Below are 25,083 nucleotides of genomic sequence, written 5' to 3' on the forward strand. Positions count from 1 at the left end.
CCACTTAAGAAAGTGGTACATTTTTATTCTATCTCGGTTTCATCAATTTAGCGACCGTTGCCGTCCATCCTGTTTGATGTGAGGCGCCAACTCCACGTCCGTTATCTCCGTGAAAATATTCATAAAAGGTGATATAATCTTTGAAATGCTCATCGTGATTAAACTTATTGTTTCCCCCATTAAAAGCTCTTTGTCCCTGTTCATCTTTAAGGAATATAGAACATAGCCTGTTACTGATATTTTGTGCTACTTCATCCAGATTCCTTTTATCTCCGCTTCCTGTCGGTAATTCCACTTTCAGGCTGTTTCCATAATAGAAATGAAAACGCTGCAGACTTTCGACAATCAAAAAGTTAATAGGGAACCAGATCGGGCCTCTCCAGTTACTATTTCCTCCAAACATTCTGCTGTCACTTTCCGCAGGGGTATAATAAACCACATTTTCTGTCCCATGAACAGAGAAAATAAAAGGATTTTCTTCATATACTTTAGACATGGCCCTGATACCATAAGAACTTAAAAATTCTTTTTCATCCAGCATTCTTGTCAAGACTTTTGTTAGTCTGTTTTTACGAAGGATACTCATTAAATGTTTTCTGCCGTGACCTTCTTCATCCCAATGGGAAACCAGTTTCGTAAGTTCCGGCTTATTTTTCAGCACCCATTCCATTCTTATTTTAAAGTTGGGCATTTTTTCCAATAATCCGTGATCAATAATCTCCACAGCAAATAAAGGAATAAGCCCGACAATACTTCTTAAACGAAGCGTAACACTTTCGCCGTTCCCAAGTTGTAGTACATCATAGAAAAAACCATCTTCTTCATTCCAAAGGCCTTCTTTTCCATCACCCATGTTTTCCATTGCTTCCGCGATGTAAAGATAATGCTCAAAAAACTTAATGGCCATGTCTTCATATACCTGATAGTATTGGGCAAGTTCCATTGCAATTCTCATCATATTCAATGCATACATTGCCATCCAGCTTGTACCGTCTGCCTGTTCAAGATGCTCACCGTCTTTAAGTTCCATATTACGATCGAAAGCTCCGATATTATCAAGACCTAGAAAACCGCCGCCGAAAATATTTTTACCGTTTTTATCCTTACGGTTTACCCACCAGGTAAAGTTCAAAAGTAATTTTTGAAAAACCTTTTCCAGAAACAGGAGATCCGGTTTTCCATTGGTCTTTTCATCAATCTTAAATACCCTGAAGCAAGACCAGGCATGGACAGGTGGATTTACATCACTTAAGTTCCATTCATACGCCGGAAGTTGTCCATTAGGATGCATATACCACTCTTTGGTTAACAAGAGAAGTTGGTTTTTTGCAAACTGGGCATCAATTAATGCATAGGGAACGCAGTGAAAAGCGAGATCCCAGGTAGCATACCATGGATATTCCCATTTGTCAGGCATTGAAATAATGTCCTTATTGTGCATGTGGTTCCACTCTGTATTTCTTACATAGTGGTTGAAATCCCTCGGTGCATCAAAATTAGGATCTCCCTTAAGCCATTTCCCAACATTATAATGATAAAATTGTTTGTTCCATAATAGCCCTGCGAAAGCCTGACGTTGAACATTTCTTTCATCATCATTCGTTACATCGTGCTGAACTTCTTCATAGAATTCGTTGGCCTCAGCAATCCGGGTGTTGAAAATCTCATCAAAATGATGAAATGGTTCATCGGTGTCGTTTGGCGACAGCCTGAAATCAAAGGTTTTTGATTGTCCCCCACCAATAATTTCTTCAATCACAAAAGCCGCTTTTGAGCCTCTTTTTTCCGGATTAACGGTATTGGAGTTATGAATAATGTGATCGTTTATACCATCCTTGAAATAGGTGTTATCTGTTAAAGGAGCTCCGTATAATTTAGGTGTATTGGTTTCATTATCACAAAAGAGACTTTTGGCACCGGTGTTTCTTGAATAGAATTTTTTGATGGAAATACTATCATGGTTAATATCAATACAGCCGTCGTATGAGGCGTTTAGCTGCCCCTTATAAGTATTATATCCCCATTTCCAGTTGTTACGGAACCAGGCTGTTGGAGCGACAACAATAGGTGCATCGTTTTGGCTCCTGTTACAAACTGTGATACGGACTAAAAAATCGTCAGCATCTGCTTTACAGTATTCGATGAAAATATCAAAATATTCATCATTATCAAAGATTCCGGTATCAAAGATTTCAAATTCAGCTTCTTTTTTGCTTCGTCTTCCGTTTTCAGATAGCAGGTGATCATAAGGAAATTCATGGATCGGATATTTATACACCATCTTCATATAACTATGGGTAGGCGTGTTGTCCAGATAGTAAAAGATCTCTTTGATATCTTCACCATGATTGCCCTGGGGATTACTCAATCCGAAAAAACGTTCTTTGATCATTTTGTCCTTTTTGTTCCAAAATGAAAGAGCGAAACAAAAAAGCTGTTTGGTGTCTGATATTCCGGCAATCCCTTCTTCACCCCAACGGTAGGCATAACTTTCAGCTTTATCATGATTGGTGAAATTCCACGCATTGCCATTGGGACTATAATCCTCACGAACATTACCCCATTGTCTGTTGCTTACATAAGGCCCCCAGTTTTTCCATTTTATATCCTGTAATCTTTGTTTTTCTGCAGTCATAGTTCATCATTTTTCACTACGAAGGTAATTTTTTTGAAAAATAATTCCAATTTTTTCTATCTGAATAATTCTTAATACATCCTTGTAACTATAATGATTACAGGGATTTTCAGAATAAATTAATTTTTTCATGAAAAAATTAAATAAAATATTATATCTTTGCAGCATTCGATCATTCAAATATTGAAAATGTTATCAAGAAAGGTTGAGGGATTAGACCCGATGAAACCTTAGCAACCCTTTGTGCAAGCGAAGAAGGTGCTACGTTCTACCAAATTGTTTTTTGGACAGATAACTTACTGAGTTTTTCAGCCATTTCCTGTGGCATTTTCAATTGTATTATAAATAATGTATAATAGAATTGAAAACAGAACTAAAACATATTAATCTTTCATATCAAACTAATTCCGGAAAGGAATGCAATATCCCGTTGAGCTATCAGACCTTCGGGAAAGAGCTGTTTTCGGCACCTGTTATTTTAATCAACCATGCTTTAACGGGAAATTCCAATGTATCGGGAACAAATGGCTGGTGGAAGCAATTAGTAGGAGATGGCCAGGTGGTTGATACCAATGTCTATACGGTTTTGTGTTTCAATATTCCCGGAAATGGGTATGATGATTTTTTAATTGAAGAATATGAAGAGTTTACTCCTTCGGATATTGCAGGCATATTTTTAAAAGGGCTAGAATTACTTAACATTAAAAGCCTATATGCGATTATCGGAGGTTCTCTTGGTGGAGGAATAGGATGGGAAATGCTGGTTAAACGTCCGGAACTTGCAGAAGTATTTATTCCCATTGCCTGTGATTTCAGAACTCATGATTGGCTGCATGCGCAATGTATGGTTCAGAAATTTTTATTAAACGGAAATGACGCTCCGTTACAAAAGGCAAGAATCCATGCAATGCTATGTTATAGAACCCCACAATCTTTAAACGACAGATTTCAAAATAAATACAATACCGCAAAAAATAAGCTTGAATCGGAAGATTGGCTTGAATATCACGGAAAAGCTCTTAATGAAAGATTTAGTTTAAAATCTTATCAACTGATGAATCATTTGCTGATGAACATTAATGCCGAGGAAGAAAGGCTGGAAAATATTCAGGCTCGAATGCATTTGATCTCCGTTGATACAGATTTGTTCTTTCCTGCTTCCGAAATCCGGATGTGTTTTGAAAAACTGAAAGGTAAAAAAAAGGATGTTTCTTATCACGAGATCACCTCAGTTCACGGGCATGATGCCTTCCTAATGGAATACAAACAATTAAATAATATCATTAAAACCATTTTATTACAGAAAGAAACTGAACAATTACAAGAAACCTGTAATAAAGCTAAACAATAAAGAATGAACAGATGAAAAATGTTAACGAAATAAAATTTTTAAAGAACAGATCAATCATCAAATTTGAAGGAGAAGATTTCTTAGGGGAAATCGGTATAGACGGTAGAATTTTTAAAGCACTTACTTTAGCCAGGATTAGTGTAGGAGTGATCTCACAACAGGCTATAGAAAACGGAATATCAATTTTGGTTCACGAAAATGATTCTGAAAATGCGGTTAATTGTCTGATTGAGGAATTTGAAGCGGAAAGGAAATCAGGAGCAGTATCTCAGATTTACAGTATTAATAACGTTTCAGTTCTGGGGTTTGTAGCTGAAGATTTTAATAAAATACTGGCGGAACTCGCAAGAAATAATGTTTTTCCTTTGCTTCTGAATCAGATAGCAAGTGAAAAAAGAGTAAATATTGTAGTTACTTCTTCTCAGGATGAGAAAACTAAAAATATCATTGAATCTGAAATATCCAAAAAACCTAAAACCGTTCATCTTGCAATCATTGGACATGGGAATGTGGGTAAAACTCTGATTGACCAGGTATTGGAATCTTCCGAAGAAATTAAGAGACGGAAAAAAATAGATCTTAAAGTAGTGGCTGTTGCTAATTCAAGAAAAATAGCATTCAATAAAAAAGGCTTTGATCATAATTGGAATGATGAGGTTTTAGTTGCCGAAAGCCCTTCCAATGTTGATGAACTTATCAGTTTCTCCAGAGAGAATCAGCTGGAGAATCTTATTGTGGTTGATAATACGGCGAGTAAGGATTTTGTTAAGAATTATCATGCTTTAGCTGAGAACGGATTTGATCTTGTATCTTCCAACAAGATTTTCAATACCCTTCCAATAGAAGAATATCGTAAACTAAGATATACGTTGAATAAAAATAACAGGCGATACCTTTATGAGACCAATGTGGGAGCAGGTTTGCCTTTGATCGATACCATTAAACTATTGCACCTGTCGGGGGAAAATATTACAAGAATTAAAGGCGTGTTTTCAGGTTCTTTAAGTTATATCTTCAATAATTTTTCAGTTAGAGATGAGAAATTTTCAACCATTATAGGAGAAGCAATGGAGAAAGGATTTACTGAACCGGATCCTCGTGAGGACCTTTCAGGAAATGATGTTGCAAGAAAGCTTTTGATTCTGGCGAGAGAGTTGGATCTGATTAATGAATTCAATGATATTAATATTCAGAATCTAATTCCTGAAAACCTTCTTTCTATTGGCAAAAATGAATTCATTTCCAGATTGGGAGAATTAGACGAGGAATACCAGAAAATTAAACAAAATCAGGAGGCAGATCATGTTCTACGATATGTAGGCGATCTACATGGCGATCTTCAAAAAGAAAAAGGAGAACTTGATGTAAAATTAATTTCTGTGCCGGCTACTTCCGCATTAGGGCAATTAAAAGGATCAGATTCCATTTTTGAAATCTATACGGAGAGCTATGGTGAAAACCCTATTGTAATTATGGGAGCCGGTGCGGGAGCACAGGTAACCGCGAGAGGTGTTTTTGGTGATATTTTAAGAGTAAGTGAAACAAAATAAATCAATGTACGAATGTAACGATATAACAGTGTGCCGATAAAAATGGCTCAGATCAGATTCGATCGATTCATTGGTAAACTGTTGCATTGATACATGATATTAAAATTAAAACTATATGGAAAATTTTGAAACGTTTGCAATAAGAACGCAGACTGAACGAACTCAGTTTGATGAACATTCTACTCCGCTCTATCTTACATCCAGCTTTATTTTTCAGGATGCAGAGGATATGAGGGCGAGCTTTGCAGAAGAAAAATCAAAAAATTTATACAGCAGATTCTCTAATCCAAACGTTACTGAATTCACCGATAAAATTGTGAAAATGGAGGGTGCGGAAGCGGGATATGCTTTTGCTACCGGAATGGCAGCAATTTATTCAACATTTGCAACTTTGCTTGATGCCGGAGATCATATTGTAAGCTGCCAGTCTGTTTTTGGATCTACACACACACTTTTTACAAAGTATTTCCCAAAATGGAATATTGAGACTACCTATTTTAAGGCAGAAGATGCAGAAAATGTTGAAAAGCTTATCAAACCTAATACAAAAATTTTATATCTGGAAACTCCGACTAATCCGGCAATTGAGATTCTGGATCTTGAGTTTTTCGGGAAAATTGCAAAAAAACATAATCTTATCTTCATTGTAGATAATTGTTTTGCTACCCCTTATCTTCAACAACCTATCAGGTACGGAGCTGATATTGTGGTTCATTCGGCAACAAAATTAATTGACGGACAAGGAAGGGTTCTTGGTGGAGTTGCGGTAGGAAAAGAAGACCTTATCCGGGAAATCTATCTTTTTGCAAGAAATACAGGTCCGGCCATGTCTCCTTTTAATGCATGGGTTTTGTCTAAAAGTCTTGAAACTTTAGCCATCAGAGTTGAAAAGCATTGTGAAAATGCATTGAAAGTCGCTGAATTTTTAGAAAACCACCCGAATGTGGAATTAGTAAAATATCCTTTTTTACCTTCACATCCAAGCTATGAAGTAGCAAAAAAACAGATGAAATTAGGAGGGAATATTGTCGCTTTTGAAATCAAAGGAGGAATCGAAGGAGGTCGAAAGTTTTTAGATAAAATAAAGATGTGTTCACTTTCAGCAAATCTTGGTGATACCAGAACAATTGTTACACATCCTGCTTCTACTACACATTCCAAATTAACCGATGAGGAAAGGAATGAAGTGGGAATCACTGCCGGCCTCGTACGTTGTTCTGTAGGGTTGGAAAACGTGGAAGATGTTATTGCTGATTTAAAACAGGCATTGGATTAACTCAATTGAAATGGGCTTTAATCCATTTATGAAAAAAATATTAACGGCTTTAGCCACAATCTACAAAATGAAAAGTTCAGAACAATTATATAAGGCACTCTCCGAAAGAATTTTAGTTCTTGATGGGGCGATGGGAACGATGCTTCAACGATACAAATTTGAAGAAGAAGACTATCGTGGTGAGCGTTTCAAAGATTATCCGCATCTGGTTAAAGGAAATAACGACCTACTTTCCCTCACACAGCCTCACGCTATTGAAGAAGTTCATAGAAAATATCTGGAAGCGGGAGCTGATATTATCGAAACCAACACATTCTCGGGAACTACAATTGCAATGGCAGATTATCATATGGAAGACCTGGTTTATGAGCTGAATTATGAATCTGCAAAAATAGCCAGAAAAGTATGTGATGAATTCACGGCTAAGAACCCGGATAAACCTAGGTTTGTTGCAGGATCTATTGGTCCTACGAACAGAACGGCAAGCCTGAGCCCTGATGTAAATGATCCGGGATATCGCGCCATTACATTTGATGAACTGAGAATTGCTTATAAACAGCAGTCCGAAGCTCTTTTGGATGGGGGTTCTGATATCTTGCTGGTAGAAACAATCTTTGACACCTTAAATGCGAAAGCAGCTTTATTTGCCATTGATGAAATTCAGGATGAAAGAGGAATAAAAATTCCGATAATGGTTTCAGGAACTATTACCGATGCTTCAGGAAGAACTTTGAGTGGTCAGACGGCAGAAGCATTTTTAATTTCGGTTTCACATCTGAATCTTTTGAGTGTCGGATTCAATTGCGCGCTGGGAGCTAATCAGCTTACACCTTATCTGGAAACATTGGCTCATAATTCGGATTTTTATGTCTCAGCATATCCCAATGCGGGATTACCGAATGCTTTCGGTAAATATGACGAGACACCCGAGTTTATGGCAGAACAGATACAAGAATATGTGGAAAAAGGTCTGATCAATATTATTGGAGGATGTTGTGGTACAACCCCTGAACATATCAGGGCTATAGCAGACTTAGTGAATAAGTATGAGCCAAGAAAATTGAGGAAATTTGCATGATTTGATAGATTTTTTTCATTGAATCAATTGTAAGATAACGGTTTAGTATTATTATTTTTAAGTTAAACTAAAACTAATCATATGGAAAAGCCGAGTTACTTAAAGAGTGCAGAAGACACAAAAATCTTTAATGAATTAAGAAAAAAGGTGAACCAGAGAGTCGAAAACATAGAGGAAAACAGAGATATCTACATTCAGATTAAAGCTGTTTTATTGCCCCTTATTTATATTGGGCTATATGTTTTTGCGTTGATTAATGTTGAGAAATCTTTGCTTTATATTTTGAGTTTTGTGTTAATGGGAATTATGTTGGTGTTGATCTATCTGAATTTAATTCATGAAGCGGCTCACAATAATATATTCAAAAACAAAAGATTAAATAGCTGGGTACTGCAAATTTTTGATTTTGTGGGAGCCAATTCTTATATCTGGAAGAAAAGGCATATTGCAAGCCATCATGCATATCCGAATGTAGACGGATGGGATACTGATATAGAGCAGAGTGGTTTACTGCTGATTGTTCCATGGATCCGTGCAAAAGGAGTGCAGAAATACCAGCATCTGTTTTTCTTTTTGGTGTATCCTTTATATTTATTCAACTGGATGTTTATCAGGGATTTCAGGGATTTCTTTGATAAGGAAAGGGTTATTTTAAAAACCCAGGGCGCCATTCCGGTTGTTGAGAAAGTAAAGATGGTTGTTTATAAACTCTTTTATTTCTTTTATCAGATTGTTGTTCCTGTTGTATTCTTTAAAGTTTCGATAGGATTGGCGATAGGAGCCTGGTTTTTACAGGTCATTACAGCAAGCATTTTTGCTTTGTTTGTTTTATTGCCATTACATCCGCTTCCTGATAATGCTTTTCCAAAATTAAATGAGGAAAACGGGCTTCCATACAGCTGGATTCGGCATCAGTTGGAAGTAACCAATGATTTAACCAATAATAATTGGATGATCAGAAATGTATTGGGGAATTTCAATTTTCATGTGGCTCACCACCTCTTTCCAAATTATAGCTATATGTACTATAACGAGATAACAGAAGAAATAGAAGAGTTTGCTAGAGAACATGGTTTAGTATACAAAAGATTTCCAATTTTTACCGCTTTAGGCAAACATGTGGAGTTGCTGAGGCAAAATGCAAATAATGCATATTACATTTTAGAAGAATAAAAAATTGATGAAATATTTAAGATTATCGGGCCTTGAGCCTCTTATCATAACACCGGAAAGTAATTTCATCAACGTTGGTGAAAGGACTAATGTTGCCGGTTCTAAAAAGTTTTTAAGATTAATCAAAGAAGAAAAATTTCCTGAAGCATTAGATATTGCAAGACATCAGGTGGAAGGGGGAGCGCAGATCCTCGATGTTAATTTTGACGACGGACTGATTGATGGAAAAACATCAATGGTTAAATTCCTGAATCTGATTGCTTCCGAACCTGATATCGCGAGAATTCCCATTATGGTGGATTCTTCCAAATGGGAGATCCTGGAAGCAGGACTACAGGTTGTTCAAGGAAAATGTGTGGTGAATTCTATCAGTTTAAAAGGAGGGGAAGAAGAATTCATCAGACAGGCAAAAGCAATAAAAAGATATGGTGCTGCTGTTATTGTGATGGCTTTTGATGAAGAAGGACAGGCAGATACCTTAGACAGAAGAATAGAAATTTCAAAGCGGTCATATGATATTTTAGTTAATCAGATTGATTTTCCTGCTGAGGATATTATTTTCGATTTAAATATCTTCCCTGTTGCAACAGGAATGGATGAGCATAGAAGAAATGCTTTGGATTTTATCGATGCAACGCGATGGGTAAGACAAAACCTTCCCTATGCCTCTGTAAGTGGTGGAGTTAGTAACGTTTCATTTTCCTTTCGGGGGAATGATACGGTAAGAGAAGCGATGCACTCGGTTTTTCTTTATCATGCGATTCAGGCAGGAATGAATATGGGGATTGTGAACCCTGCGATGCTTGAGGTATATGATGAAATCAATAAAGAATTACTGGAGCTTGTAGAAGATGTTATTCTAGATAAAAGGGAAGATGCTACTGAACGGCTTCTGGATTATTCTGAAAAGCATAAATCTGTAAAAAAAGAGAAAACGGAAGATCTGGAATGGAGAACAAAACCTCTTCAGGACAGAATTACCCATGCTTTGGTAAAGGGAATAGATCGTTTTATAGAAGAAGATGTAGAAGAAGCAAGAAAAGAAGCAGAAAAACCATTGCATGTTATTGAGGTCAACCTGATGACGGGAATGGGTGTTGTAGGAGATTTATTCGGAAGCGGAAAGATGTTTCTTCCGCAGGTAGTAAAATCTGCACGGGTAATGAAAAAGGCAGTTGCCTATCTTCAGCCTTTCATCGAAGCGGAAAAAGATGGTTCAAGACCTGCGAATGGTAAAATACTTATGGCTACCGTAAAAGGAGACGTTCACGATATCGGAAAAAATATTGTTAGTGTTGTTTTGGGTTGTAATAATTATGAAATCGTAGACCTTGGAGTAATGGTTCCGGCTGAGAAAATTATTCAGACGGCAATTGAAGAAAACGTGGATGTTATAGGACTGAGCGGCTTAATTACACCAAGCCTTGATGAAATGGTGTATATTGCTGCTGAGCTGGAAAGACAGAATCTGGATTTTCCATTACTAATAGGAGGAGCTACCACATCAAAAGCGCACACAGCCGTAAAAATAGATCTGAAGTATAAAAACGCTGTTGTACATGTAAACGACGCTTCCCGGGCGGTAAATGTGGTAAGTTCTTTATTGGGAGACCGGAATAAGGAGTATGTGGATGACTTAAAAAGTGAATATTCGGATTTCCGTGAAAAGTTCCTGAACAGACAGATCGATAAAGATTACGTCTCTATTGAAGAAGCCAGAAGAAATCATTTTAAAATAGACTGGGAAAGCGAACAAATCTTTACACCCAACAATATCGGTGTACAAATCTTTCAGGATCAGGATCTGAATGAATTGGTTCCGTTTATTGACTGGTCACCTTTCTTCAGGAGCTGGGATCTTCATGGGAAATACCCGAACATATTAGAGGATGAGGTAGTAGGGGCTCAGGCAAAAGAGCTATTTAAAGATGCTCAGGTGATCCTGAAAAAAATTCTTGATGAGAAGCTTCTTACTGCAAAGGCCATATTTGGAGTTTTTAAAGCCAATGCTAATGAAACGGATGATATCATCATCTTTGATGAAAATAATCAGGAACAGACAAGGTTTTTGACTTTAAGACAGCAGGTTCAAAAGTCCAAAGGCAAAGAGTATCTCGCATTAAGTGATTTTATCGCTCCCCAAAGTTCAGGAAAGACAGATTATATGGGAGCTTTCTGTGTAACAACAGGTTTTGGAACAGATGAGCTTTCTGCAGAATATGAAAAGGCGAATGATGATTACAATTCCATTATGGTAAAGGCCTTGGCAGACAGATTCGCTGAAGCATATGCCGAATTTTTACATAAAAAAATAAGAACAGAATATTGGGGGTATGCAAAACAGGAAGAGCTAAGCAATGAGGAACTTATTGCCGAAAAATATAAAGGAATACGTCCTGCTCCCGGATATCCTGCTTGCCCTGACCATCTGGAAAAGAAAACCATTTGGGATCTTTTAAAAGTAGAAGAAAATATAGGCGTTTATCTTACCGAAAGTTTAGCAATGTTCCCTACAGCGTCAGTTTCCGGATATTATTTTGGCAGCCCTCATGCAAAATATTTCGGGTTGGGGAAAATCACAGAAGATCAATTAAAAGACTACGCCGCACGAAGGGGGTGTAGCATTCAGGAAGCCAAAAAATGGCTGTCACCTAATTTAGCAGATTAAAACAAGCATGAAGATTACTGAACATATAAAAAAAGCAAATGGAAAGACTTTATTCTCTTTAGAAGTGGTTCCGCCACAAAAGGGAATTGGTATTGAGGACCTTTACAGGAATATAGATCCTTTGATGGAATTCAAACCGCCTTTTATTGATGTTACAACTTCCAGGGAAGAATATATTTATCTTGATAAAGGAAATGGTCTGATGGAACGCAGAATTACAAGAATGCGCCCCGGAACCCTGGGGATATGTTCTGCTATTCAGCATAAATATAATGTAGATACCGTTCCCCATTTATTATGTGGAGGCTTTACAAAAGAAGAAACAGAGTACCTTTTGGTAGATTGTATGTATCTCGGGATTGAGAATATTATGGCACTGAGAGGAGATGCGATGAAAGGACATCAGTATTTTGAAGCAACACCAGGCGGACATGAAAGTGCGATGGATCTTGTATATCAAATTAATGATCTCGGACGTGGAAAATACCTTCATAATGAAGATGAGGTTGGTGACGAACTGAATAAATTCTGTATTGGAGTTGCAGGATATCCCGAAAAGCATATTGAAGCCCCTTCAATGAACTATGACCTCAAATGGCTAAAACAAAAGGTAGATGCAGGTGCAGATTACATCGTCACGCAAATGTTTTTTGATAATAAAAAGTACATTGAGTTTGTTCACAAAGCAAGGGAAATGGGAATTACGGTTCCTATTATTCCGGGAATCAAACCTATTGCAACCAAAAAGCATTTAAAATTATTACCACAAGTATTTAAAATCGATTTGCCCGAAGAATTGATCAGTGAAGTTGAAAATGCCAGAAACAATGAAGCTGTAAAGCAAATTGGGGTAGAGTGGGCAATCAATCAGTGCCGGGAACTTCTGGATTTTGGAGTGCCTGTTTTACATTTTTATTCTATGGGTAAAAGTGATAACATAAAGAAAGTCGCAGGGGAATTATTTTAATGAAGGAGTATTAATGAAAGGAATCCCTGTTGTTCTGTCAACAGGGATTTTTTTATATAATAGATATTTTATCTTTATAAGGGTTTACACTTCTCAAAATATTTAGTAAGTCATAGTTATTTTTTTATGAATTCCCATGGGAATGCATTCTATATGCGTTTGTTGATCTTAAAGCTTGGTTAATTTCTGCTTCGAGTTTGTTGTATTTTTCTACCTCTTCATTATTTTGGATACAATTATTTGTCTTACTGTTTACCTCAAAATTATAGTTTATTAATGATTTATAAAATATATCTTCTGGATTTATACATAAAGTCTTTTTTTTAGATTAAGATTGAGATATAAATTGTAAATTCTTTGCAGATCTTCTGTACCAAGCTTTATAATTGTTTTAACAATTTCATTTTCACCATAATTTACCGAGACATTATTTTTATTATAGATAAATTTATATATACCTGTTTTACTATCATAGAAATAATCTCGTGAAAGCACGGAATTTTTATAGTACATTTTGTGATATATAAAATTTATATCTCTTGATCTCTCCTAGATTTACAAGCTTGTAATGAAATTCAGATACTTAATGTTCTCATTAAGTATCTGAATTTCATTTGGGCTTAATTTTAGATTTTTAAATGTATTTATATTTTCAACCTCATTATGTCACTTATGTAATGTACTACAGTTCCCAATAGTAATTTGTAGCTAACAATTTATTTTAATTACTTTCCAACAAATTCGTTTGGATATTTTAATTTATAAGTAGGTAAAATAAATTCATACAATTTCGCTTCGATCTTATCATATTTTTCTTTATCCGCCAAATTGGTATTGCATAGTAAGTTTTCTTTTTTTTTATTAAATATGATTGTTGAACTTGATATGAGTTTATTATTATTAAAAACACAATTGTGTAAATTTTTAGGTTGTAGTTTTAAAGATAAATCATAGATTTCCTTAATATTTTTTTTTGTCAGATTAACTGTTACGTTTTTACTTTTATATCCTTCATTAAGATGGAATTGTTTTACTTCATAAATTGAAGTTTTACTATCGTAAGATTTAACTTCGTCAATTACATTATTATGGTATAAAATATCTTTATATTCTAAATAAAGTTTATCTTCTTTTTGAACCATACAGCTTTGAAAATTAATAATGTAAAAAATTAGGAATAGAGTTTTTGTTTTGTTTTTTTTATTTTCCATAAAGCATAAATCTATTAAATACCGGTATATGTTATTGTATGAATATCAACAATATTTTGAGAAATTGGTTTAATATTCATCATTTTCTTACAGACAAGCTTCTTTCCATTCAGCACAACATTTTTTTTTCCATTCTTCAGGAAAACATTTGCTTTTTTGAAGATCTTTAGAAATTATTTCAAAGGTTTGTTTGTACCAGATTCCATTCTTTTTATAAAAATAAAAAGGAGAGTTATTGGGTTTTATTATACTATCCCCAGTAATAACGTCAGATAAATTATTTAAGAATATTATTGTGTCTTTTTTGTTCAATTTTATTTTAGCATGAGAAATTATCCCATTCCTAACCGCAATTTTCTCTAAAATAACACCCCTAAATCCGTTTTTAATATTGTTATTAATAAGTCTGTTGCAGGGATTTTTATATAGAAATAGAAATAAAATAAAAAAAACAAAACATAAAACACTGAAAATTTACTTATAATAAGCCTTTTTAAAATACTTTTTCCCATAACTTAAATTTTGACGAGGACATTTACCTCCTTTGATTTTTTCTTAAGCCATTCCTTATTAGGAAATATTCTTCTCTATTTCATGTAAAAGGATCCTTGTACTAAAATTAATCCGTATTAAACTTGAGATTATCAATAAAATATGTCGCTAGTTCATCATTATTTCTAAAAAAGACAATGAAAACAATTATAACATAGCCATTCTTGTTATAATCTATTTTTATCTGACTTTTGCTTTCAGCTTCCAATGTAAATTTTTAGTATTCCCATAATTTATTATAGTGGTTGTAATATAAAGAACGGTGATCTGATGCTTCACAATAGATATAAATATTTTTGGATAAAGTATGAGAAACCATTTCACAAAATGAAAAAAGTGGCTCAATATTATTTGCATTTAACTTTATGACTGAATCAGAAAAAAATTCTATTTCTTCTATGGTATATAGCGATAATGTTAAGTTAAAATAGTTGAAACTTAACGATAAACTTTTAATCGTATCATTATCAGACTTAGGAAAACTATTTGCATTAATTTCACTAGATATATTATCGTCAAAAATTATATTTGAAAATCGGTCATGTAAAAATTTTAAAAGATTTTTCCAATCCTGAATTCTTGTATTTAAGACCTTCACTTCTATTACTATATCATCATTATCTAAATCTTTAATAATTTTATTCCAAAGTTGTTTATAGTTTGTCATAGTATTAATTATTATAATCCTCTTCCTAAAAAGCCAATAAATTCATTAGTAACAGCGTTAAATCTTGCTCCTAAACCACTTGGAAGTTTATAATCCACAACTTTCCCATAGTTATTATGTGATCTTATTTCCTTTGTCCCATTTTTTATTATATACTTCAAGGACTTTGCGCCATAAGCATTTCTTGATGCATTAGTTGTTACTGATGAAGCTTCTTTTCCAATAAGCCTTAAAATATTAGGATGTTTTTGTATTGCCCTACCGACATTTGTTAAACCACCTTTTGCTAGTGATAAGGCAGATCTAAACGATTTAAGCAAATTAAAGCCACCTGCCGGGCCGACTGGAACTGTGCCAGCGAAAGGTACAATTTCATTCCATGTACCATCCAAATAATAATAGGACCTTCGCCCATTAATAATATTGTCCCAAGTCCAGAACTCCTTATTTAATATTGTAAAATCCTCAGTATATGTTTGCCAATTTTTTGCATTTTTTGGACAAGTAGGGCAATCTACATCGGTATTATTATCTTCAACAGCGTTAGTTTCTTTATGAGCTAAGAAATTAAATGCTGACACTATTAATCCTTGTCCAGCTCCCATCCAGAAATTACCCCCTCCTAGTACAGATCCAATACCTCCACTTACTGCACCGTTTAAAAGGACAAACCCATCACTTCTTAATATACTATTCTCACCTGCATTAGTTGTTGCCAAATCTAATAAATCATTAGCTACACTCGCAAAGGCTCCACTTAAAGCCCCAGACCAGAAATTCCCACCCTGTACGTAAGAAAGACTGCCTTGGGCAAAGGCATGGGCACCAGCCTTAGCTACAATGGTCCATGTACTTCCTAATTTATTTGCTACAGCATCTCCTACTTGGAAAATAGATCCTATTCCTGATGAAATTCCAGCACTAAAATATGAAGTAGCCAATCCTACATAAAACCGTCCATAATTGAAGGGTGTTTGCGTGTAATACATATTAAATAATTCGGAAACTGCTGCTACTAGTGGAGGTATCCACCAAATAAACTCTCCACTAGGGTCGTTGTACATGAGTGGATTATTCATCACATACCCATATTTGTTATAATTTTGGGTATTGGTGGGGTCTTGTATATTTTCATCCGCATTTAAAAATCTCCTTAAAAGGGGATCATATAATCTTCCGTTCATATGGATAATGCCCACTTCTGCAAAGTGTTCATGACTTGTATAACCACGGTCTATTACTAAGTTGAAAGTTGAAAGTTGCTGGTTGAGAGCATTTCCGGTGAGGATAGCTCCGTTTCCAATTTGAAGGTGGCTAAAATTCCCCCACGCATCGTAATGCCTTTGTTCCAGTTTGTTCCCAAACCCATCACTAATGGCTAATACACTACCTATATAATCTTTATGTAAAAACCTGAAAGAACTACTGCTCTCGCTATAATCTTTTAAATATACAATATTACTTTCATAAGGAGTTCCTCCAATAAACAAAATATGCTTTTCCTTACCTGTTGTATTATCCTTAATCACTTCAAAGCTTCCGTCCTCACTATAAAACTTCGTGAATTTTCCTTCTCCATTTGAAGAGAAATTTCCTCCATAAGAAGCTCGTTGTCTCATGCTGATCAACCCATATTGGAAGCTTACATCTCCTTTCTCTCCATCAATAAATACGGGATCATTATTTTCATTATAAACAATGCTTTGAATCAGATCATTATTATAACTTTGGGTTCCGGCAGCATTCAACACCATACTCGTAGGTTGGTAGATTTTCTGGCTGTTCTGGAATTTAATGCTTCCCACCTGGTCATTTTCCAGGATACGCCCTTTCACATCGTAAGTATTTCTATTGGTAGTTGGTTTGGTTCCCGTAACCGGATTTGTCCAGTTTACCAGCCTATTGTTGTCATCGTAGTCAAATGATTCGATGATATTGAAGTCACCACCTGTCGTTCTGTTTTTTAATTCGTTTTTAATGGCATCAAAAGAGTAGGAGAGTTGTAAAATTCCAGGTTTCACTACTGAAGAATGACTAACTTGCAGCAAGAATCCATTAGCATCATAGGTATTGTTGATATTTGCGCTTCCAAGTTTGGCTTTTAATACCTGTCCCTTGGCATTAGCTTCCTGAAGTTGCCACAATACCTTTCCAGTATTTTTATCTTTTACCTGAAAGAGTTCACCACTCCAATTGCTGTACTCATTTTGTATCTGTACTTTAGTTAAAACTCCGGAAGAATAAAGTTGCTTTTCATAGGAAATAACTCTAGCTTTATCATCATAGGTAATTCCTTTTTGGATAAAGTATTTTCCATTGTTGTTTTCTGTAGAGGATAAAATTCTTCCCTGAGCATCATAAGAAATATTGGAACTATAAGCCTGTCCTTTTGAGGTTCCCGATTTTGAAATGACTCTTCCTTTATTGTCATAACTAAAAAAAATCATTTTATTAGTGGATTCTCCACCATCTGACATTGAAAGTTCTTTTTGAGAAATAAGCTGTCCATTATTGTTGTATGTGTATTCCTTAGTTCCTTTTGGACTGACAATTTTTTTGGGTTTTCCTAATCCATCATATTCGTACTTGTATATGCCATTCGAAGGATCGTTAAATTCTGATTTTCTTCCCCAGACATCATATTGGGTAGTCACTGTATTTTCGGCATATTGTGCTTTGATCTGCTCCCCTGCTGCATTGTAAGAAAAGTTGATCGTTCCTCCTTTATCTGTAGTTGCCACTGTATTACCCAAAGCATCTTCTCTCTTTGTAGTTGTTCTTCCATATCCGTTCAGTTCTTTAAAGTTAGTGGTTAGGCCGGAAATAGAAGTTTCCAATTTTTTACCATTAAAGGCAGTCGTTATTGTTGTAGCTGGAAAAACAGTGTCATTATAAAGGATATCATTCCATTGACTTGGATATTGTCCTTCGAAGTAAGATTCACTTTCTTTGATCTTCCTACCCAAAATATCATACTGTGTCTCTTTAGAAATATATTGTCCTTGTCCAAAAGCTTTAGTTGAAACCTTATATTCCTGAATAAGCTTATTGGTGTATTTTTTGGAAATACCACCATTTGGGTTGTATTCTGTAACTATGATATTCGAATTATTGTCTCGCTCATACTGATAGGTTGTTGTACCACTTAAATTAGTTTTGGAGGTAAGGAGTTTTCCCCAGCCATCATAAGTGTTCGTTAAGGTATTACCCAATGGATCAGTTTGATTCAGAATTTCACCCCAATCATTATAAATAATGTTGGTTTCAAGTCCCAGATTGTCTTTTTTCTTGATGGCAAATCGCCCTTTAGAATCATATTCTGTCTCAGTGGATTGGATTTGGGAATCTACACTATTACTGGCCAGCTTTCTGGTAATATTTCCAAAACCATCATAAGTATAAGTTTCGGTTATTGATTCTGAATTATTTCGATTCCAGGTTATTTGGGTTTTGAGTAGATTATTTTCATAGGTATATTCCTCTTTTCCAGATTTAGTGTCACCATAAGCCTGTACTACATTGGTTTTAATTTTAGGTTTACCAATACTATAATTTGATCCTGGAATCATATTAGAGGGATAATATTCCAGTTCGAGCGTAGAAATTGCAAAACCATCATTAATTTTGGTCACAGACTTTTTTGGAAGGTATAGTTCATTATACTGTTCTACGGTATGAACTATCTTGATATTCTTTAGAAAATCTTTTGTCGTTGTTATATATGGATTTATCGAAAGTACTACTTTTGATTTGTCAGCATCACCAATAACAATACTGTTAACTATATTTCCATTAAGAAGTTTATCAATCTTATAATCATATTGTTTAAATGATAATAATTGTGTGTTGTTTAAAGAAATGTTAGCAGGAAATATATTGTTCTCATTAGTTGTTCTTATTGACCAATCTTTATAGGGTAACCCTTCATTTAAAGGATTGATTTCTGAGCCTGTCCATATTTTTGTGTTTTCAAATCCATCTGCAAAGAAGGTAGACCTTGCGGTCTGCCTGAAACCGATCATACCTCTGCCTTGTAGATGACCAATTAAATCTCTGTATCTAAATTCTTGTTTTCTCTCTCCTTGAATTAGCCTCGAAACTACATTATAGTTGATGTTTTCTACAATATTGACATAGGGATACTGAATTGGAGAAATATTGGAATATGATTTATAAATATTTCCATTATTAGCCAAATTTGAATATTCTATATCTGTTTTTACTGCCCCTTGATTAATTGATGTTATCCTCGATACTTTATCTAGCTTGCCACCCAATTCCCAGGTGATTAATTTTGTTTTATGAATAATAGCAAATTCAGTATTAACTTCTGCGATTCTAAAATTTCCTATTAAAGGAATATAATGTTCTCCATATTTAGAGTAATTGATATCTTCATCTTCCAGATTTCCGGAAACCGGAATCTCTTTAGGTGATAAGCTATATATATTATTGAATATAGGTTTTCCTGTTGCATCTACTCCGTCATTTCTTAAGTAATTAAATCCATAACTAGAATCCTTATTGTTTATGTTAAGCTGCCTAAACCATACTTGAGATTCAAAGATGAGAAAGTCACTCTTTCCATCTTTATTTAAGTCAGGTGTATAGTATGATCTTAATGTATTTCTATATTTTGTTGCAGCACCCGTATAGGCTGGTTTATATAGAAAAAGATTAGAATAATATTCTTTTCTAAAACTATTTCCCGTAGAAATATACATTTTCCAATCTGAGGAATCTTCTGCTACAGGGATTATTATATCTGTTTTTCTATCACCATTGAAGTCTCCATAATATAATGGTAAAGATGCGTCCTCGGTATTCGGGAAATCATATAAATGGAGTAGCTTATTTGTTTTGATATCAAGTTTATACAGCTTGTATAGATTGTTTTTAAGAATTAGTATTTGCTGAGTTCCATCTCCTAAAAAGTCATTTACAGTCTTTATATCACCGACGTTTATATCTGCCATATCAATTGGAGTAATAGTATCAGATAACGGGTTTACATAAAATCTTTTATTATCAAAATAGGTCCATACAACATTGGGTCCTTCTTCTCCTATATCTTTAGATACTGCCCAAGTAGCAGATACAATAAAATCAGTGACTCCATCACCATTGAAATCTCCAGACGATGTTTGTAGTAGTACCTGAAGCTCTGGGTCTGAATTTGTGTAATATCCTGTTAGGTCATATCTTTTAGATTCTTGTAAAATAATAGTATTTAAACCCTTATCATATTTGCAAATATTTATTTTTATTGCATTTTCATACCACGTAGTATAGCTAAATGGTGCGTGAACATTGAATAAGGCACTAGCATTGCTTACATTAGGATGACTACCTACAAAAATATTTTCATTTTTCCATCCGATTAGCTCTCTGTTAAAAGTATAGATATCTCCGGTTCCATCCAATCTCCTCAACATTAACTTATTACTATTTATAAAGTCTACCTTTCCGTCACCATCAAAATCTCCGGATATAATATTATTACCTAGAATTTCATCATAACGGGAGTCCTGTTTCATAATGCTATTCGTTGTGGTGTCGGTTTCGTAAGTAAATGATATAGGATTAGCTTCTTCGCTCATCGAATTTATCTCTTGCACAGATTCTACAAACTGATATGATGTTCCATTTCGTGTATATTTAATAATATATTTTTTAAATTGATTCCCACTTATCTTTACAGTGATATCCTTTAATAATTTGTCCTGTATAAAAAATGCCCCATTTACATAAGACGATTCCTTAAGATCTCTATTTATATAGTTAAACTTTATTTCATTAAAATGAAGTGTATTCAATAATTTATTTCCTCCCCATGAAATTGTAGATAACCTTGAGACACCTCCGTTTCGTCCCCCTAATTGATCAGATTCATAACTGTATACAATGAGATTTCCCTGTGCATCTGCCCATTCAGTGATGTTATATTCTGTAGCAGGACCACCTCGGAACCCGTTTGTAAATGTTTTCTGATATTTAGCCTGTGAACCATCTTCATATAAAACTAAAAAGTAATCAGGCCCCGAAAGACCTAGGGTATTACCAATTGATTTAATTTTAACATTAGAATACTTCTCCGTTACATATTCTGCTCCATCTTTACCATATTCTCCAGACTTTAAAATGAGCCTTTGCCCATTAAAACTATAATAATCGGAGTAATCCAGTTGTACGCCTTTAACTTCTCCATCTTTTTCAATGTTCTTTCCTATCCTCGAAATTGCGGTAATTCCGGAAAGGTTCCATCCATATCCGGCAATTCCATTTCCGGAACCACTCGTATAAATAAGACTTATTTGTGGTGCTACAGATTTTACTCCTGGCGGTAAAGCTATGGGTAAAGTAAACTGAAGTTGTCCGGCTCCATTTACTTCAATATTTCCTTTCGTATCATGGAAGCTTTGTCCTTCCGGGGCAGTTGTGCCATATGGATTGGTTGATCCTGCATTAGAATCTGTTGGACCTCCTCCCGGATTTTCTGTTGCAGGTCCAATCTTTGCCACAAATGGATTTGAGGTATCTGCAGCTGCTTTGAATCCCTGTGCCAGTAGTATGGCCTGTGGATCCCGTACTGTTCGTGAGGCGTTTTCCTGCTGATATAGAATTGTTTGTGAAAAGCCCAATAGTGAGCAGAATGAAATAATAAACGAGTATAAAAATTTCATAGATGATAAAATAATAAGTAATACTTAATTTTGTCTAAACAACTACCTTTTTGTAACATTCCTGCTGAAGATTCTTCCGTCTTTTAAGGTAAACTGAAGGATATATACTCCCCAATCGTAGCCGGACATATTGATTTTAATCTCTTTATTAAGATCAGGCATGTTTTGCTTCCGGAATTTCCAGTTGATGGTGTTGTGTTGATATAGTGCTACAGATTCAATAAGACCATCTGCTTCGTTGGTCCAGTCTATAGTAAGAATATCGTTCACAGGAACCGGATAAAGCCTGATTTGTTTCCAGAATGTTTTTTCATCCATGGCTGGATTTTGCTGCAAGGGAGCTATGGTTCTGGTTTCCTGACTTTCTTTCTTTGTTTCATCTGAAGCCTTTTTACTCGTGTTATTAGTACCGCGATATCGCTGGTTTCCAGCCTCATCGTATTTGAAATAAACTTCAGTTTGCGAAAAACCAAAGAATCCCATCAGTAAGGCAGAGAAGGAAAATATTTTTCTTTTCATAAGTTGCATTTACTTGATTTTTCCTGAAAAAAGAGACTTTAATTGTTTTTCTAGTTGCTTTATTTTTTCAGATTGAAATTTTAATTGTTTGTTTTGTTCAATAGAATATAGTGTCAGCTCTTCAATTTTTTCCAGTAGCTTGGCGTCCATCTCACCAACATTGATTCCGTTTTTTACAACTTCTTCAGCGGAAGGAATATTGGGCAAATGCCCTTTTTGTTCAATATGTTTTTCGACTTCTTCCAACGAACGAAGGTGATAATCTTTCCCGAAGACATAATCAGCCCATCCATTGGTAGAAGGAACTTCAATCTTTACTTTTTCTGTTTTTATTCCGTCTTTTACAAATAAGCGATATTCATTACAGTCACTACAGGCGGAGAGTGCTGTATTATTCCATGAAGTTCCGATAAGTACCTTACCATTTGCTCGTACAGTGAACACGTATTTTGCCCAATCCCCTTGTGTATGGGGAGAAGAAAGTGTAAGCAATCCTACATCATTAGATTGATAGTGGTCATATACAAGCCACATCAGGTCCATTCCTGAACTTACATTTTGTACTGTACTTCTTACCTGAACACCATCACTGTTGATATTGGTGTAAAATTGAGCTCTTCCATAGTTTTTAAAAGCAATATTAGGGTCTGTTGGACCTCCGATGGCTACTGTACCTTCACTTGATTCGATAAGAAATTTGCCCCATTTGCTCCATTTGGGATCATTAGGAAGAGCATTTCTATAAAATACACCTCCATCATTAAAATTGATCTGATGATTTTTATTTCCTGAATTTCCTGACCACGGAGCTATAGTTAGTAATCCTGAAAATTTTCCGGCGCCGGGTGCTTCAATGATAGCTCTGTCCTTAAATTCAGCTTTAAATTCACGATTATATTCAGATGGAAGTGGATTTACATTTCTTGTATCCTGAACCTGAAGATTAGCGGCCTGCTGTGCAAAATGTAACTGAGTGAATAAAATAATGCCAATGAGTAAACTTTTTTTCATTATTGAATTTTTTATTACGATAGTTGTAGATTTAAATATACTTTTGGGTATAATGGTTAGATGGTCCTGATTTTTGAATCAGAATCATTAAAAGGATTAAGTCCATAAAAAATTAAAGGGAATAAACCTTTAAAAATGGAAAGTCATTAGAAATACATTTTATCTGTTAAAATGTATAGGGGAAATTATTTTTCATGCAGTGATCAAATTTATTTGTGTTTTTGCAAACATATGAAATGTTCACTATATGTAGATTTAAAACACGTAACAATTTGATATTCTGGTCTGTATTTGTAATTTATTTAAAAAAATAAAGAAAAAAATAAATCTGGATTTTTAAAATTTTGAAAAATATTCATAGAATGGAATGGGCTTTTAGCAAAAAAATGCTAAGTAGATTGTTGTTTATCTCCCAAAAAAATGTTCAGGAGATTATAGCCGAGTTTAATATATTAAAAAAAGCCATCAGTTTCCATTTCTGGAAACGTTCTTAAATAGAACTAAAGGATAGGATGCCTTTCAAAAGGTTTGTTCCTATCAAAAAGATACCGATAGGTAATTAACTTTCTGGTTACAGTAGTATCGAGAGTTTCTGCAATTTTTATCATTTTCGGATTAAAGTCTCCGATCCATTGAAGCTCGGTTACTTTAAAATCTGTATGTTTTCTCAGATGCTGGGTTCCTTCCCAGATCATATATCCATCAATTCCTTTCCTTTGCCATTCGGGAATAACGCCGAAAACCAATCCGACCATTTTTTCATTTTTTTTGAATGTTTTGTACCAAAGGAACTTCAATTTTTCTATACATCCGAACTTTCCGTTGAGGTATCTGATCCATTGATTCACGTCCGGAATATTCATCCACATGGCAATCGGCTTTTCATTTTCATAAACGAACCATGAAATATGTTCGTTGATAATAGGTTTCATAGTTTTGAACATTTTCAGCACCTTGCCTTCTTCCAGTCTTTTTCCTTCTCCATGCGCTGCCCAGGCACTATTATAAACCTCCGTGAAATCTTTTGCAAATTTTTCCAGATTATTTTTTTTCATAGGCTGTGCAGAGATGGACGGATTTCGGCGGTGCTTTTCATGCATTACCCTAAATACCCGTGAAACGTCCGCGAAAATAGGTCTTGAAAAGCAGAGCTGTTCAAAATATAACCTGAATCCATAATTTTCAAAGAGATCTTTGTAATAAGGAAAATTATAGTTCATGCCAAATAAGGGAGGTGAAAATCCATCTGAAAGGAGACCCCAGAATTTATCTCTTTCTCCAAAATTAATAGGTCCATCCATTGCCTCCATACCTCTTTCGTGCAGCCAGTTTTTACAATAATCAAAAATAAAATTAGCTGTTTCCTGATCATTAATGCAGTCGAAAAAACCTAATCCTCCGGTTGGCTGATCCTGCTTGTAGAAAGTATTGATAAAAACAGCGACCTTTCCAACAGTCTGATTGTTTTTATTTTTAAACAAAAATCTTTGGCACTCACCGGTTTTGAAAAATTTATTCTTACTGGGATCGAAAACTTCTTCGATATCTTTGTCTAAAGGTCTGATGTAATTTTTATCGTGCTGATAAAGTACAGCTGGAAACTGCAGAAATTCTTTTTTTTGTTCTTGATCCTGTACTTCTTCAACAATAATCATAAATTTTATAAAAATAGAGGGTGAAAGATAATGTTTTTGGTTTCAATTGAAATCAATGAATCGATTTTATCCGTATTTTTGTTGCAA

The 25,083-nt window shown here is 34.9% G+C and carries 13 protein-coding genes, 1 pseudogene and 1 riboswitch; of the genes and pseudogenes, 6 read left to right on the forward strand and 8 right to left on the reverse strand.

Annotated features, from left to right (window positions below):
* Positions 1-28: 28 nt before the first annotated feature.
* Entirely contained in the window at positions 29-2,635 is a 2,607-nt protein-coding gene (locus tag PFY10_15930) for a glucosidase (protein WBV55713.1), read from the reverse strand.
* Positions 2,636-2,824: 189 nt separating this feature from the next.
* A riboswitch (SAM riboswitch) is annotated at positions 2,825-2,933 on the forward strand.
* A 63-nt stretch (positions 2,934-2,996) separates the two neighbouring features.
* Between PFY10_15930 and PFY10_15935 the strand changes: the two are divergent.
* The 6 genes and pseudogenes from PFY10_15935 to metF all read left to right on the forward strand — a co-directional run bounded on the left by PFY10_15935 (position 2,997) and on the right by metF (position 12,698).
* A pseudogene (locus tag PFY10_15935) lies at positions 2,997-5,536 on the forward strand (alpha/beta fold hydrolase).
* A 115-nt stretch (positions 5,537-5,651) separates the two neighbouring features.
* On the forward strand, positions 5,652-6,812 hold the full coding sequence (locus tag PFY10_15940) for an O-succinylhomoserine sulfhydrylase (GenBank protein ID WBV55714.1): 1,161 nt from the start codon (positions 5,652-5,654) through the stop codon (positions 6,810-6,812).
* Positions 6,813-6,879: 67 nt separating this feature from the next.
* Positions 6,880-7,890, forward strand: coding sequence for a homocysteine S-methyltransferase family protein (locus PFY10_15945; GenBank protein WBV58954.1), 1,011 nt, complete (start codon positions 6,880-6,882; stop codon positions 7,888-7,890).
* A gap of 81 nt (positions 7,891-7,971) precedes the next feature.
* Positions 7,972-9,063, forward strand: a complete 1,092-nt coding sequence (locus PFY10_15950; GenBank protein ID WBV55715.1) for a fatty acid desaturase — start codon at positions 7,972-7,974, stop codon at positions 9,061-9,063.
* Positions 9,064-9,070: 7 nt separating this feature from the next.
* Entirely contained in the window at positions 9,071-11,731 is a 2,661-nt protein-coding gene (gene metH, locus PFY10_15955) for a methionine synthase (GenBank protein ID WBV55716.1), read from the forward strand.
* A gap of 7 nt (positions 11,732-11,738) precedes the next feature.
* Positions 11,739-12,698, forward strand: a complete 960-nt coding sequence (gene metF / locus PFY10_15960) for a methylenetetrahydrofolate reductase [NAD(P)H] (GenBank protein ID WBV55717.1) — start codon at positions 11,739-11,741, stop codon at positions 12,696-12,698.
* A 725-nt stretch (positions 12,699-13,423) separates the two neighbouring features.
* Here metF and PFY10_15965 read toward each other — a convergent pair.
* From PFY10_15965 to PFY10_15995, 7 genes are all read right to left on the reverse strand, one after another.
* Positions 13,424-13,909 (reverse strand): hypothetical protein, encoded by a 486-nt coding sequence (locus PFY10_15965; protein WBV55718.1) that lies wholly within the window; start codon positions 13,907-13,909, stop codon positions 13,424-13,426.
* Between the two features lie 87 nt (positions 13,910-13,996).
* Entirely contained in the window at positions 13,997-14,221 is a 225-nt protein-coding gene (locus tag PFY10_15970; protein ID WBV55719.1) for a hypothetical protein, read from the reverse strand.
* 457 nt (positions 14,222-14,678) lie between these two features.
* Positions 14,679-15,128, reverse strand: coding sequence for a hypothetical protein (locus PFY10_15975; GenBank protein WBV55720.1), 450 nt, complete (start codon positions 15,126-15,128; stop codon positions 14,679-14,681).
* Between the two features lie 11 nt (positions 15,129-15,139).
* Positions 15,140-21,811, reverse strand: coding sequence for a SpvB/TcaC N-terminal domain-containing protein (locus tag PFY10_15980; GenBank protein ID WBV55721.1), 6,672 nt, complete (start codon positions 21,809-21,811; stop codon positions 15,140-15,142).
* Between the two features lie 42 nt (positions 21,812-21,853).
* Entirely contained in the window at positions 21,854-22,330 is a 477-nt protein-coding gene (locus tag PFY10_15985) for a hypothetical protein (GenBank protein WBV55722.1), read from the reverse strand.
* A gap of 9 nt (positions 22,331-22,339) precedes the next feature.
* Complete coding sequence (locus tag PFY10_15990) at positions 22,340-23,341, reverse strand: cell wall anchor protein (GenBank protein ID WBV55723.1); 1,002 nt, start codon at positions 23,339-23,341, stop codon at positions 22,340-22,342.
* Positions 23,342-23,841: 500 nt separating this feature from the next.
* Positions 23,842-24,996, reverse strand: coding sequence for a hypothetical protein (locus tag PFY10_15995; GenBank protein WBV55724.1), 1,155 nt, complete (start codon positions 24,994-24,996; stop codon positions 23,842-23,844).
* Between the last annotated feature and the right edge of the window lie 87 nt (positions 24,997-25,083).

The sequence above is a fragment of the Chryseobacterium daecheongense genome, from assembly GCA_027920525.1.
GTDB lineage: Bacteria > Bacteroidota > Bacteroidia > Flavobacteriales > Weeksellaceae > Chryseobacterium > Chryseobacterium proteolyticum.

Excerpts from the sequence above, each read along its gene's own strand:
- PFY10_15950 (WBV55715.1), top strand. The coding sequence starts at position 7,972 with ATGGAAAAGCCGAGTTACTTAAAGAGTGCAGAAGACACAAAAATCTTT.
- metF (WBV55717.1), top strand. The coding sequence starts at position 11,739 with ATGAAGATTACTGAACATATAAAAAAAGCAAATGGAAAGACTTTATTC.
- PFY10_15940 (WBV55714.1), top strand. The coding sequence starts at position 5,652 with ATGGAAAATTTTGAAACGTTTGCAATAAGAACGCAGACTGAACGAACT.
- PFY10_15985 (WBV55722.1), bottom strand. The coding sequence starts at position 22,330 with ATGAAAAGAAAAATATTTTCCTTCTCTGCCTTACTGATGGGATTCTTT.
- PFY10_15965 (WBV55718.1), bottom strand. The coding sequence starts at position 13,909 with ATGGAAAATAAAAAAAACAAAACAAAAACTCTATTCCTAATTTTTTAC.
- metH (WBV55716.1), top strand. The coding sequence starts at position 9,071 with ATGAAATATTTAAGATTATCGGGCCTTGAGCCTCTTATCATAACACCG.
- PFY10_15945 (WBV58954.1), top strand. The coding sequence starts at position 6,880 with ATGAAAAGTTCAGAACAATTATATAAGGCACTCTCCGAAAGAATTTTA.
- PFY10_15990 (WBV55723.1), bottom strand. The coding sequence starts at position 23,341 with ATGAAAAAAAGTTTACTCATTGGCATTATTTTATTCACTCAGTTACAT.
- PFY10_15980 (WBV55721.1), bottom strand. The coding sequence starts at position 21,811 with ATGAAATTTTTATACTCGTTTATTATTTCATTCTGCTCACTATTGGGC.
- PFY10_15995 (WBV55724.1), bottom strand. The coding sequence starts at position 24,996 with ATGATTATTGTTGAAGAAGTACAGGATCAAGAACAAAAAAAAGAATTT.
- PFY10_15975 (WBV55720.1), bottom strand. The coding sequence starts at position 15,128 with ATGACAAACTATAAACAACTTTGGAATAAAATTATTAAAGATTTAGAT.
- PFY10_15930 (WBV55713.1), bottom strand. The coding sequence starts at position 2,635 with ATGACTGCAGAAAAACAAAGATTACAGGATATAAAATGGAAAAACTGG.